Below are 13,313 nucleotides of genomic sequence, written 5' to 3' on the forward strand. Positions count from 1 at the left end.
GGATCATCTATCAAATCAATCCTCTTTGGCCTTTTTTTGCATTTGTTATGCACTGTTTTGCTATTTAAACACCTTATAAAATTATTGTAATTATATTTTATAAAAAAATCTCATATCTATGTTTAAAAACATAAATATGAGATTTGATTTTCGTCAGCCTTTTTTAGCTAAATCAGCCTTAACTTCTGCTTCGACGCTTTCAATATGCTCTGGACGCATTGTTGGGAAGAGTAGTACATCCCTAATTGCTGGAGCATCAGTTAAAAGCATTACTAAGCGGTCAATCCCGATACCTAGACCACCAGTTGGTGGCATACCATATTCCATAGCTCGCAAGTAGTCCTCATCAATCATATCAGCTTCATCATTACCGGCTTCTCGCTCAGCCATTTGGGCTTCAAATCTTTCTCTTTGATCATCAGGATCATTTAATTCTGAAAAGGCATTACCATATTCTTCACCCATAATGTAAATTTCAAAACGATCAGTAAAACGAGGATCATCGGCATTCTTCTTGGCAAGTGGCGATATTTCAACTGGATGACCATAAACAAAAGTTGGATCAACAATTGTTTCTTCACAGTATTTTTCAAAGAAGGCATTAATAATGTGACCAACTTTCCAAAAACTTTCAACCTGAATGTTATGCTCATTAGCTATTTGAATAGCATCTTCAATGCTCATCTTTTGCCAGAAGTCAACTCCAGTTTTTTCTTTAATTAAATCAACCATGTGAACCCGACGGAATGGCTTACCTAAGTCAATCTCAGTTCCCTGATAAGTAACCTTACCGTCATCTGTAACCACATTAGCAGCCGCACGAATAATTCCTTCTGCTTCATCCATCACATCATGAAAATCCCAATATGCGGCGTACGTTTCCAGTTCAGTAAATTCTGGATTATGATGGGTATCTAAACCTTCATTTCTAAATACACGGCCAATTTCATAAACTCGCTCCATATCACCAACAATTAAACGTTTAAGTGGTAATTCAAGCGCGATTCTCATATATAAATCAATATCTAATGCATTGTGATGTGAAATAAATGGACGCGCTTCAGCACCGCCAGGAATATTATGTAAAACTGGCGTTTCAACTTCTAAAAATTCTTTTTGGTTTAAGAAATCGCGAATTGCTTGAATAATCTTAGTCCGGTTAACAAAACGTTCATAACTTGCACGATTAGAAATAAGATCAAGATAACGCTGACGATAAATTTGTTCAACGTCTTTTAAGCCATGATATTTATCTGGTAATGGTCTTAGTGCCTTAGATAAGAAGGTAATATGCGTGGCACGGATTGTTAATTCACCGGTGTCAGTCTTCATAACTTCACCGTCAATGCCTAAGAAATCACCAATATCTGACTTTTTAAATATTTGATAATTTTCTTCACCAACTGCATCTTTACGTACATAAATTTGAATTTTACCAGTTCGATCGTACAAATCTGCAAAACCAACTTTACCTTTTCCTCTTTTAGCCAACATACGACCTGCAATTTTAGTCTTTGGCAATTCAGCATTTAATTCATCTTTGTCAGTATTAGCATACTTTTCATTCAAAGTTCGGGCTAAATCTGCTCGAGCAAATTTTCTCATACCAAATGGTTCAATCCCATTATCACGTAGCTCTTCCATTTTTTGGCGACGAACAATTAACTGATCATTCATTTCATTTTTAGCCAATTACTTTTCCTCCATTATATTTATAGCTTAATTTCATTTTTGACCGCTTTTTGCGCATGCCATTTTTCATATTCTGTCACAAAATTATCAAGCAAATCATAGACTTCTTGGGCAGTCCAAACTTCATTTATTTTAGCACGAGTTCGGGCTGAACGGGGAACTCCTTTTAGATAATAGGCAGCTTGCTGTCTAAATTCTGGAACTGCAATTTTTTCTCCCTTTAGTTCGACTAACCCCTTAAGCTGATGCTTAGCTGTCTCAACACGCTCTCCTACTGTCTGTTCGGGTAGTTTTTCACCCGTTTCTAAGTAATGCACCATATCTTTTAGAATCCAAGGATTACCAAGTGCTGCTCGTCCGACCATGACCGCAGTACAACCAATTTCATTCAGGGCTTTTTGAGCTAACTCAGGTGTAGTAATGTCACCATTAGCTACAAAGGGTACATCTAGTACCTGAGCTACATCATGCAAAGTCTCCCAGTCTGCTTCACCTGCATACATCTGCTTGCGGGTCCGACCATGCATCGCAATCATACTGGCACCAGCTTCTTGGGCAGCTAAAGCATTTTCAACCGCAAAAATATGCTTCCGATCCCAACCAATTCTCATTTTAATTGAAACTGGTTTAGAAACATTTTGCACAACTTTATGCACCATTTGATAAATTTTATTGGCATCAAGCAACCATTTTGATCCAGCATCAGTTTTAGTTACCTTAGGTACCGGACACCCCATATTAATATCAATAATGTCAGCAGCAGTGTGTTGGTCAATATACTGCGCCGCTTCCAGGAGTGTTGCTTCAGTACCGCCAAAAATCTGAATACTCATCGGATGTTCACGCGGATCAACTTTTATCATCGACATCGTCTTTTTATTACGATAAATTATACCGTGATCAGAAATCATTTCACATACAACTAGTCCTGCCCCAAATTCTTTACAAATCATTCTGAAGGCAGAATTAGAAACTCCTGCCATTGGAGCGACTACCACGCGGTTGGGAATGGTTAAATCACCAATTTTCCAGCTATTGTCCACACAATCATCCTTTCAAATACTCTAATATCATAACAAAAACAAACCCCTAAAGAAAATTTCATTGTAGCATTAATTAAAAAATACTATAGAAGGGCTTTTTTACCAATTAATCAGAGAAGAAATCACTTGGTGCCACCCGATTATAATAACGTAAAAAGGGCTGCTTACTATGATCAGCAACAGAAATTCTGGTAACACTTGCATTTTTAGCTTCACCAATTATTGCAATGTTAGGCGTATGCAATATGTTTTGAACTAATGCCCTTGAAGCTGTGCCATGAAATACCAAAAGTACTGTTTCATTGACATGCCTGTGTACAAGATCTTGCCAAAATTCCATCAAGCGCTCATTTAAATGCTGATAGCTTTCACCCGAACAGAAATTAGTATAATTTTCTGTAAAATAGCCTAACTCGTCAAATGCTTCGGGGTACTTGGCAAGTAGTTCTTGAGCTGGTTTCCCATCCCAATTGCCGTAGTCAATCTCTTTTAAGCGGTCATCGTAAATAATATCGTGCTTGCCACGATCTAAAATTTCAGCTGTCTGCTTTGCACGAATTAAAGGGCTAGCATAGACGTAGTCAATTTTTTCTATATCAAAACTATCTCCTAAAGCTGTAACTTGTTTAATTCCTGTTTCATTCAGAGGTAAATTAGTACCGGCACCATTAATGGCAAAAGTTTTATTAGTATCAGTTTGGCCATGCCGTACAATATAAACATTTAGCATTGGGCTGATCCTCGCTTTCTTATTTAGATTAACTCTTTTATTATAATAAAAACCATACGATATCGCATCTCTATTTTTATTACCATGCAACTATACTTTAAAATATTGTGCTTTTATTTATTGAATAATATCCCTTAATTCTTTTTCAGTAAATTGATATTTATTGCCGCAAAAATTGCACGTTAATTCAGCACCATGGTCTTCTTTAATCATCGTTTCAATTTGACTTGCTTTTAATGTTGCCAGAATCTGACGATATTTTTCCTTTGAGCAGTCACATTTATAAGTAACATTTTCCCTAGTCAATATTTTACAATCATTCCCTAAAATTGATTCTGCCAATTCCTCTGGTGTCATTCCAGCCAAAAAAGCGGTTGACAAAGCTGGTAAATGATCAATTCGCTCAATAGTTTTTGTAATCAGACTATCACTTGCCCCAGGCAATGCTTGAAGCATAAATCCACTTGCTTCACCAATTGTATTATTAGGATTAACAAAAACTGAAAGCCCTACTGCAGAAGGAATTTGTTCTGACTTGGTTAAATAATAGGCAATATCTTCCGCAATTTCACCAGATACAATAGGAACTTGCCCAGTATAGGGTTCTTTTAACCCTAAGTCCTTTGTCACTTCAAGCCATCCTTGACCAACTGCCTTTTTAACATCAATATGCCCACCCTCTTTAGCAGGCAAAGCGATATGCGGATTTTTTACATACCCCTTAACAGTTAAGTCAGATTTAGCTGTAACAATTGTAGGCCCAACGGGACCATTGCCAAGTAAGCGAATTGTTAGTTCTTCCTGATCCGTTAATTGAGCTCCTGCAAGTAATTCACCTGCAAGTAAAGTTCGTCCTAAAACAGCAGAAGCAGCTGACCAAGTATTATGTCTAGTCTGTGCTTCTTGCACTAAATTTTTAGCCGAAATGGTTAATAACCGTAGATTTTTTGTTTTGTCAATTGCTTTAATTAAATAATCGCTCATTGTATTCTCCTAAAAAAATAGAGCCTAACTAGGCCCTATTTGTAATTAGTCTTGCGGATGATCATCCGAAGCCTTTTTATTTTCATTTTTATCAGTTTTTGCAACTGACTCAGACTTATTAGAATCAGACTCCTTAGACTCAAGTGAAGATTTGGCTTTCACCGGATTTTCAGGATTTCTTGCTTCTACTTCTTGGTTTTTTTGTGCGGGAGTTTCCGACTTACCATCAGCCATAATTTCCTTATGATTGTCTTTCTTCTCAGCCGCAGCTTTAGCTTCCTCATAAGTTAAAACTTTAGATTCGCTAGGATATTCTTGCTCAGTCTTTTCTGGCATCTTACCAGTGGTATAGAGTGACATAATTTGCTTTTCATCTAACGTTTCATATTTAAGTAATGCTTCAGCAATAATGCGGTGTTTTTCACGATTATTCTTTACAATCTCAACCGCCTGAGTATGAGCTTCATCAAGTATTTCTCTGACTGCTTCATCAATTTTAGCCGAAGTAGCCTCACTATACGGCTTTAAGCCATATGGATTGGTTTCACCCTCTTTTTCTAATTCAACCATTCCTAAAGAATCAGTCATACCATAATTAACTACCATACTATGAGCAATTGCAGTTGCTTGTTCAAAGTCATTCGATGCTCCAGTTGATTGATCACCTACAACAACTTCTTCACCGGCACGTCCACCCATTAAACCAACAATTTGTTCCATTAATTGCTTTTTAGTCAGAAGGAATTGATCATCTTTAGGCATCATTAAATTATAACCACCAGTACGACCATGGGGAACAATAGTAACCTTGCGTACAGTACGTGAATCGCTTAAAACCAAACCACAAATTGAGTGCCCCGCTTCATGAAAGGCAACTCGTTGTCTTTCTTTTTGTGAAATCATACTATTACGCTTAGCTGGACCAGCAATAACACGATCTTCAGCTTCATCTAAATCAAGAGCAGTAATTTCTGATCCATTACGTCTAGCAGCTAATAAAGCAGCTTCATTTAATAGGTTAGCTAAATCAGCACCAACAAAACCTGGAGTTTGCCGGGCGATTTCTTTTAAATCAACATCATCTGCAAGTGGCATGTTTTTAGCATGTACCCGCAAAATTGCTTCACGTCCACGTACATCTGGTGAACCCACTAAAATCTTACGGTCAAAACGACCAGGTCGCAATAACGCTGGGTCTAAAACATCTGACCGGTTAGTGGCAGCAATAACAATTACGCCTTCATTTCCTTCGAAACCATCCATTTCCACTAACAACTGGTTTAAAGTCTGTTCGCGTTCATCATTACCACCACCACTGGCATTACTACCACGGCGACGACCAATCGCATCAATTTCATCAATAAAAATGATACTTGGGGCATTCTTTTTCGCATTGGTAAATAAATCACGCACACGACTGGCCCCAACCCCAACAAACATTTCCACAAAATCAGAACCTGAAATTGAAAAGAACGGCACATTGGCTTCACCCGCTACAGCACGGGCTAACAAAGTTTTACCCGTACCTGGAGGACCCTCTAATAAAACTCCAGATGGGATTTTTGCTCCAAGTTTAGTGAACTTAGCTGGATTTTTTAAAAATTCAACTACTTCAACTAACTCTTGCTTTTCTTCTTCTTCACCTGCAACGTCAGAGAAACGAATTTTATTTTTCTTTGGATCCTCTGGTTTAACATGTGAGCGACCGAAATTCATAATTCCGCCATTGCCACCTCGACCACCGCCACTTTGGCTAATCATCATCCAAAGTAAAACGATAAAGAGAATTGTCGGCACTAGCATTACAATAGTAGAAATCCAGTTACCAGATTGTGACTCACCCTGAGTGGTCATTTTTGTACCATTTTGTTGAGCTAAATCTTGTATTTTAGACACACTTGAATCATTCTGAAGCATAGTTGTAGAAAAGTGATCTACTTTTGCAACAGATTTATCATTAAAAAAATCAAAACTTGATTTTTCTTTACTATTTTGTGCTTCCTTATAGCTTCCTGAAATCGTATACACACCATTGGCAGGCTGAACGTTAAAACTTTTAACTTTACCTTGATCTAAATCTTTTACAAATTCTGAATAGCTAATATTTTCACTACCACCAGAACTATTAGATCCACCAAGTGCCCAGTTGATTCCCGCTACTAACAAAAGGAAAACAACTAAATAGAACAAACCATTTGAAAACAGCCGATTCCGGTTATTCTTCATAAAAAACCTCCGCAAAGTTTCTATAGATACACGAATAAAAGTTTATCACAAATTTCACTAATGCTCTATCTTTTTAAAATTTCTTATCAATTGATCGCATAATCAATTGATCGCATATATGTAATATTTTTGTTCATTTTCACTAACCAACTGATTGTGATACGTATGTTCCACGTATACAGTAACACCATTTGCATATACGCTTAAACAATATGGCCGTAATAAGTTAGGGATACTGTTTTCCGCAAACTTTTTTTTACTTAGCACATGATGGCCATTCTTTAAAGGCAATTTTTTACCTTGAGCTAAAAGTCCTACACTAAATTTAGCTTTAGCTGGCGCTTTAAAGCAATCAATTAAAGTTCCATGTTCCGGTTTGCTTCTACTAATTATGAAGCGGCGCTGATTAAAGGAAAACTCATAATCGATCTTAATCGATTTGCTCTTTTCTAATACTGGTAGCTTGTTTTTGCATAAATAAAAATAGCCTTGGTAACTAATAAGTTTAAAGCCAGATAAGTTTTCATTAACACGTCTATGCCAAGTGCGCCAAATAAAATATTGCCAATAAGAAATTTGTTCTGCCCTAGACAAAGTGGATAAAGTACTTATCGGTAAGCGATATGATACCCCAACAAAAGGTTCTGGCTGTACTAATTGATCAAATCGATGGGCAACTAATGAAAGCAATAAATTAATTTGGTTACTAAATCGCAACGCATTACGTCCAATTAATGGATTCTCTTTTTTTAAAAGCGGAACAACATTATGACGTAAGCGATTCCGTAAAACATCATCCTGGTCATTAGTTTGATCAATCACAAAAGGAATATGATTAGCCTTATCATAGGCGAATAAAGCCGCCTTTTCCATTGATAACAAGGGCCTCAATAACAGAAATTCTTGAAAATGACTTATAGCCTGCAAATTATTCATTTCACTTGGATTCCCTGAACGAATAAATTTAAGCAAAATATTTTCTATTAAATCGTCCAAATGATGCGCTGTTAGCAAATAATCAGCATGTCTAGCCCTAGCTGTTCGTAACAAAAATGAATAGCGGTACGCACGGGCAGCTGCCTCTATGCCTTTTTCCGGATGCATTTCAACTGGCCAATACTCATTTACTACTGCAATTTCTTTATTTTGGCAATAGTTATTAATTACCTCAATTTCACGATGAGCATCAGGTCTTAATTGGTGGTCTAGATGTGCCGCAACTAATCTAAAATTATACTTACCCCTTAATTTATAGAGCATATCCAGTAATGCCATTGAATCTGGCCCACCACTTGTGGCGACAACTAAAGTTTTAGCAGATAAAGAAATTTTTCTTTGATTAAAAAAATTTTCAATTTGCATAGATAACCAGTTCTTGTTCTAATTTTTTGATTTCTGTCTGGCTATTACTTACGGTCTCAGCCAAAACAGATAAAAAATTTTCCTTTTTTGTTTGCAAAAAATCATTGGTCTGATCAATCAGCTGTGAATCATTTACCCGCATTTTTGACAGACTTATTTTCCCGCGATAATTGTGGATAACAACCACCCTTATAGCTTGACCACTGTGATAATTTTGCCGTTCGTGTAACCAGTTAGCCCCAAAATCTTTATGATGAATCAGTCCAAACTTGTTTTTGGGTAGTGTCACAAATATACCCAAATCTGTAATTTTATTGATCACACCTGTAATACGCTGTCCTACTTGATACTTCATTGATCCTTATTTTTTTCCTCAGGTAAATTATAAATTGTTTCATTTGGCTTAGAGTATAAAAATTTAAAACGAACCAATTTAGCTACATAATCTGAATCTTTCAAGTTATCTCGTTTAATCGATAAACTACGTTTTTGCTCATTAAGTTCGCTAAGTGTTTGCTTAGAGGTCTGCACTTGATCATTTATTTGCTTTGTTTGCATATACGTATGCATTATTTGCATACCCAACAACACAAATAAAATCACAAAACCACCAGCAATTAGCCTACGCCGAACTCGATGAACATGTTTTATATATTTTTCACGCTGCCGCTGCTTTTTTACTAGAAGAGCTAGTTGCTCCTTTTCACCTGGCGAATTGTAAATACGTGGTCCTTTCATGGCTTTCCCCTATATAAATTAAATTGATCCTAATTCAATTATAACAATGACTAAAATAAATGTCATATATCTAAGTTGCTTAATCAACTAATTCATAAAGTTCACTTGCTTCAGCTTTTTTAGTTGTTTCTCGAATAGCACACACTTTTGCTTTAACTGTTCTGGAACCATAACCAACCTCAATCAGGTCACCAAGTTTTACCTCGTAACTTGACTTCACTACTTTATAGTTTACCCTAATTCGTCCTTGATCAGCCATTTCTTTAGCAATTGGCCGTCTTTTAACTAAACGGGAAACTTTCAAAAATTTATCAATTCTCATTGTTCTGCCTCAATTCTTATCTTTGAATAATATCACTTGCTGCACTCATAAATTTAATTAGTTCATTAATCAACTGTCTCTTAGACATATTATCTAAAAGCGTCAACAGCACAACCAAGTGCTTTTGTGGATTTAAATTAATTTTGACTTTTAAGGAAACATGTTCTAAAGCTTTAAAAATATTAGGTCCAGTCAATTCTTTACTAGCTGAAACATCAAATTCAACTTTTATTTGTTGCTTTACTCTAATAATACTCAACACTTGGGCTAAGTCAGCTTCAAGTTTTAAATTTGAAATTGCCAAAAGATTTTCAACTGGTTCAGGATAATCACCAAAACGATCAATTAATTCATCCTGGATTTCCTGAATTTCATCAAAATTAGCAGCCTTGATTTTTTTATAAAATTCAATTTTTTCTTCTTGGTCACTAATATAACTTTCGGGAATATAAGCTTCAAAATCTAGCTCAATTTCCGCATTACTCTTTTTGACTTTATGCTTACCCTTGCGGTTATCAATTGCATCACTGAGCATCTGTGAATATAAATCATACCCTACGCTGTCAATAAAGCCATGTTGCTGTGCTCCAAGCATATTGCCAGCACCCCGAATTGACAAATCACGCATTGCTATTTTAAAGCCTGAACCTAATTCAGTAAAATCACGAATCGCTTCTAAGCGCTTTTCACCCACTTCAGTTAACACTCGATTAGGCTGATATAAGAAATAGGCATAAGCCAACCTTGCACTACGCCCGATTCGTCCGCGTAACTGATAAAGCTGACTTAAACCATAATGGTCGGCATTTTCAATGACCATCGTATTTACATTAGGCATATCAATACCTGTTTCAATAATTGTAGTTGTGACCAAAATATCAAATTCGCGATTTAAAAAGCGATATAAAATATCCTCCATCTGATTTTTGCTCATTCGACCATGTACGCTAGCAATTCGAGCCGTAGGCAATAGCTCTTGTAACCTGACTACCACATCATCAATATCACCAATTCGATTGTGTAAATAAAAGACTTGCCCATCGCGTTGCATTTCACGCAAGCAGGCATCCTTGACCACGCTTGGCAATTCCTCCATGACATAAGTTTGAATTGGAAAACGGTTAGAAGGCGGTGTTTCCATCACCGAAAGATCACGTACACCAACCATTGACATATGTAGGGTCCTTGGAATTGGCGTAGCTGTTAGTGTTAATACATCAATATTAGCTTTTAGTTCTTTTAGACGTTCTTTGTGCTTAACGCCAAATCGTTGTTCTTCATCAACAATTAGCAGTCCCAAGTCTTTAAACTGCACATCTTTAGATAAAAGTCGGTGCGTACCTACAACTAAATCAAGCTTACCCGCCTGAAGTTCAGCAATAATTTTTTGGGTTTCACTTGCAGTTTGAAACCTTGATAAGACTGCATAATTAACTGGAAAGTTTTTAAATCGATCTTGAATTGTTTCAAAGTGTTGTTGAGCCAGAATAGTTGTTGGCACTAAAAAAGCCACTTGCTTACCACTTTCAATCGCTTTAAAGGCAGCCCGTAATGCCACTTCAGTTTTACCAAAACCTACATCACCAACTAATAAACGATCCATTGGTTTCTCTTGTTCCATATCATGCTTGATTTCTTTAGTCGAGCGTAACTGGTCAGCTGTTTCAACATAAGGAAAAGCAGCTTCAAACTGCTGTTGTAATTCATCATCCGGAGCAAAAGCAAAACCTTTTTCTGCTTCACGTTTTGCATAAAGTTCAATCAGGTCATCTGCAATATCTTCAACTTTAGACTGAACTTTACGCTTGGTATTAGCCCATTCACTGCCACCTAATTTATTAATATGCGGCTGCTTTCCTTCTGAAGCAACATACTTTTGCACCAACTTTAATTGATCAGCTGGAACAAATAACTGATCACCATGTTGATAAGTTATAGTAATATAATCGCGCTTAATTCCTTGGTTTTCTAGCGTCTTAATTCCTTCAAAACGGCCAATCCCGTGATTGACGTGCACAACATAATTGCCTGGTTTTAACTCAGTATAATTACGTAAACGCTGTGCATTTTCTAATGTTTTAATTTTTGAGGGTTGGTGAGTGGGTTTATTAAATAATTCTTGTTCAGTTAAATAAACTAACTTACTATTAGGTAAAGAAAAGCCACGCATAAATGAGCCAACAATTATTTGCGTTTGTTGCTCAATTAACTGATCAGCTTCAACTATGGGAACATTTAAACCAAATTCAGCTAAAGTCTGCTTAATTTGCTGTGCTCTTTGAATATTATCTGCTTGCAAGATAACCGTTTGTTTCTTTTTTTGATAAGACTCAATTTCAGTTTTCAACAGCGGCATCTGACTAAAGAACTCTTGAGGCTGTCTAGTTTGCCAATCAAGGAGTTGCCCTAACCGAACTCGACCAATACTCCTTTGAAAAGGGGAAAAATATACATGATGGTGCCCGTCTATAGCCCAATTTTTATAAAAATCACTGCGCACTACTTGCCCTGGCAACATTGCACCGGTCTTCAATTCGTCAGCAATAAAGTCTGCATTTTGCTGATCTACTGTTTTAATTGACTGATTAATTAAAGACCAATCATCCAATACAATTAAGCCATCTTTAGTTAGATAATCTAAAATGCTACTTGAATTAGAAAGTAAGAAGTCAATTAGAAAAGAATAGTTCTGGGGTAAATTATTATCATTCAAATTCGCTAAAATTGAAGTAAAATGATTTTCCACTTCTTCTTTCGGTGCTGGAGCATCGGCCATTGCAACTTCAATTTGCTTAACTGCACTTTTAAAGTTATGTGCAGTAAAAACATGATCCTGCGCTGGTCCTACTGTTAAAGCCTTAATTTCTTTTTGACTACGCTGACTAGCTAAATCTAATTCGCGCATAGTATCAATTTGATCACCAAAGAATTCGATTCTAACTGGATTTTCACGATCTAGAGGATAAATATCTAAAATGTCACCTCGTAAAGCAAATTCTCCTGGTTTAGCTACTAAATTTTCCCGTCGATACCCTGAACTAACCAACCAACTTGTTAAATCAGCTAAATCGTACTCAGCTTCAGCCCTAAATTCTTGCCTTACAGCTTGATATTCTTTAGGATTAGACAATTTGTATTGCATCCCTTGTGGGGTAGTTAGCACAATTCCTTGTTCACCAGTTAATAAAAAGTTAAGTGCTTGTATTCGACTACTCAGTTCATCCGGTGAGCTAACTGCTGCTTGGGTAGCAATCGTTGCATTCAATGGAAAAAGCTGTACTCTACCATCTGGCATTAACTGCTTTAATTCACCATAGAGCTTTTGCACCTTGTTTTCATTCTCTTCAATTAAAATTATTGGTCGGTCAAGCTCACTTACTAGCTGACATAAAAGTACACTAAAAGCACCAGCATTGGCACCGGTGATGAGTGAATTTTTCACATTAACTGTTTTAGCTATAAAATTAGTTAATTCTTGATCTTTTTCAATTAAATTAGTTAAACGCATATCAATTATATTTATTCATCAAAAATTGGCAACCCTTACCAGTAATAAAATCAGTAATTACATCACTACTAATTTCAAAAGCATTATCCATTAATTTTTGTTGCTCCATACTAAATTTGGATAAAACCCACGAAATAACACTAGCTTCAGTAACATTAGCTGGATGTTTGATACCGATTTTGAGCCGGTTAAAATCACTAGTGCCAAGATCGCGAATGATACTTTTAATTCCGTTATGCCCACCAGATTTACCAGTTGCCCGAATTCTAATTTTTCCTAATGGTAGATCCATATCATCTTGTATAATCAAAACATCTTGTGCCTTAATTTTAAAAAAGTGGGCAAATTGGGCAACTGAGCGGCCAGATTCATTCATAAAAGTTTGTGGTTCAAGAAAAATAACATCTTCACCCTTAATAACTTGTTTAATATATCTGCCTTCAAACTTTTCGCGCTCAAGCTGAAGGGAACCTTGCTTTAAATAATAATCTAGCGCCATAAAGCCTGTATTATGCTTGGTACCATCATATTTTTTACCTGGATTTCCTAAACCAACAATTAATTTCATTAGTAATTCCCCTTACTTTTAATCGTATTTAATGAATAGTATAGCCACCTCATAGGATAATTAATAAGCATACTTACATTTACATGTACATGTGAAGTAAAAATCTTTTTTAATTATCCTGTACGTGCTAAACTCTATTT

At 36.3% G+C, this 13,313-nt stretch carries 11 protein-coding genes; all 11 read right to left on the reverse strand.

The features are described 5' to 3' along the window. Positions 1-153: 153 nt before the first annotated feature. Positions 154-1,692: a lysine--tRNA ligase gene (lysS, locus tag F5ESL0230_RS06915; RefSeq protein ID WP_122022149.1), complete on the reverse strand. Its 1,539-nt coding sequence runs from the start codon at positions 1,690-1,692 to the stop codon at positions 154-156. Positions 1,693-1,712: 20 nt separating this feature from the next. Then, complete coding sequence (gene dusB / locus F5ESL0230_RS06920) at positions 1,713-2,735, reverse strand: tRNA dihydrouridine synthase DusB (protein ID WP_122022150.1); 1,023 nt, start codon at positions 2,733-2,735, stop codon at positions 1,713-1,715. Between the two features lie 106 nt (positions 2,736-2,841). Next, on the reverse strand, positions 2,842-3,465 hold the full coding sequence (locus F5ESL0230_RS06925) for a histidine phosphatase family protein (RefSeq protein ID WP_090092363.1): 624 nt from the start codon (positions 3,463-3,465) through the stop codon (positions 2,842-2,844). Positions 3,466-3,582: 117 nt separating this feature from the next. After that, complete coding sequence (gene hslO, locus F5ESL0230_RS06930; protein WP_122022151.1) at positions 3,583-4,449, reverse strand: Hsp33 family molecular chaperone HslO; 867 nt, start codon at positions 4,447-4,449, stop codon at positions 3,583-3,585. A gap of 45 nt (positions 4,450-4,494) precedes the next feature. Further along, positions 4,495-6,675, reverse strand: coding sequence for an ATP-dependent zinc metalloprotease FtsH (gene ftsH / locus F5ESL0230_RS06935; protein ID WP_122022152.1), 2,181 nt, complete (start codon positions 6,673-6,675; stop codon positions 4,495-4,497). 102 nt (positions 6,676-6,777) lie between these two features. Continuing rightward, on the reverse strand, positions 6,778-8,037 hold the full coding sequence (gene tilS / locus F5ESL0230_RS06940) for a tRNA lysidine(34) synthetase TilS (protein ID WP_122022153.1): 1,260 nt from the start codon (positions 8,035-8,037) through the stop codon (positions 6,778-6,780). After that, complete coding sequence (locus F5ESL0230_RS06945) at positions 8,027-8,392, reverse strand: S1 RNA-binding domain-containing protein (protein WP_122022154.1); 366 nt, start codon at positions 8,390-8,392, stop codon at positions 8,027-8,029. The genes tilS and F5ESL0230_RS06945 overlap by 11 nt, the downstream gene beginning before the upstream one ends. Beyond that, positions 8,389-8,775: a septum formation initiator family protein gene (locus F5ESL0230_RS06950; protein ID WP_122022155.1), complete on the reverse strand. Its 387-nt coding sequence runs from the start codon at positions 8,773-8,775 to the stop codon at positions 8,389-8,391. The genes F5ESL0230_RS06945 and F5ESL0230_RS06950 overlap by 4 nt, the downstream gene beginning before the upstream one ends. 79 nt (positions 8,776-8,854) lie before the next feature. Then, entirely contained in the window at positions 8,855-9,097 is a 243-nt protein-coding gene (locus F5ESL0230_RS06955) for an RNA-binding S4 domain-containing protein (protein ID WP_122022156.1), read from the reverse strand. A gap of 16 nt (positions 9,098-9,113) precedes the next feature. Continuing rightward, positions 9,114-12,605: a transcription-repair coupling factor gene (gene mfd, locus F5ESL0230_RS06960; RefSeq protein WP_122022157.1), complete on the reverse strand. Its 3,492-nt coding sequence runs from the start codon at positions 12,603-12,605 to the stop codon at positions 9,114-9,116. A 1-nt stretch (position 12,606) separates the two neighbouring features. Next, positions 12,607-13,173, reverse strand: a complete 567-nt coding sequence (pth, locus tag F5ESL0230_RS06965; RefSeq protein WP_090092376.1) for an aminoacyl-tRNA hydrolase — start codon at positions 13,171-13,173, stop codon at positions 12,607-12,609. Positions 13,174-13,313: the final 140 nt, after the last annotated feature.

Source organism: Lactobacillus sp. ESL0230 (assembly GCF_003692805.1).
In the GTDB taxonomy this organism is placed as follows: Bacteria; Bacillota; Bacilli; order Lactobacillales; family Lactobacillaceae; genus Lactobacillus; species Lactobacillus bombicola.

Bases quoted from the DNA above. Each gene is read 5' to 3' on its own strand.
- F5ESL0230_RS06955 (WP_122022156.1), bottom strand. From the start codon at position 9,097: ATGAGAATTGATAAATTTTTGAAAGTTTCCCGTTTAGTTAAAAGACGG.
- F5ESL0230_RS06925 (WP_090092363.1), bottom strand. From the start codon at position 3,465: ATGCTAAATGTTTATATTGTACGGCATGGCCAAACTGATACTAATAAA.
- pth (WP_090092376.1), bottom strand. From the start codon at position 13,173: ATGAAATTAATTGTTGGTTTAGGAAATCCAGGTAAAAAATATGATGGT.
- ftsH (WP_122022152.1), bottom strand. From the start codon at position 6,675: ATGAAGAATAACCGGAATCGGCTGTTTTCAAATGGTTTGTTCTATTTA.
- mfd (WP_122022157.1), bottom strand. From the start codon at position 12,605: ATGCGTTTAACTAATTTAATTGAAAAAGATCAAGAATTAACTAATTTT.
- hslO (WP_122022151.1), bottom strand. From the start codon at position 4,449: ATGAGCGATTATTTAATTAAAGCAATTGACAAAACAAAAAATCTACGG.
- F5ESL0230_RS06950 (WP_122022155.1), bottom strand. From the start codon at position 8,775: ATGAAAGGACCACGTATTTACAATTCGCCAGGTGAAAAGGAGCAACTA.
- F5ESL0230_RS06945 (WP_122022154.1), bottom strand. From the start codon at position 8,392: ATGAAGTATCAAGTAGGACAGCGTATTACAGGTGTGATCAATAAAATT.
- tilS (WP_122022153.1), bottom strand. From the start codon at position 8,037: ATGCAAATTGAAAATTTTTTTAATCAAAGAAAAATTTCTTTATCTGCT.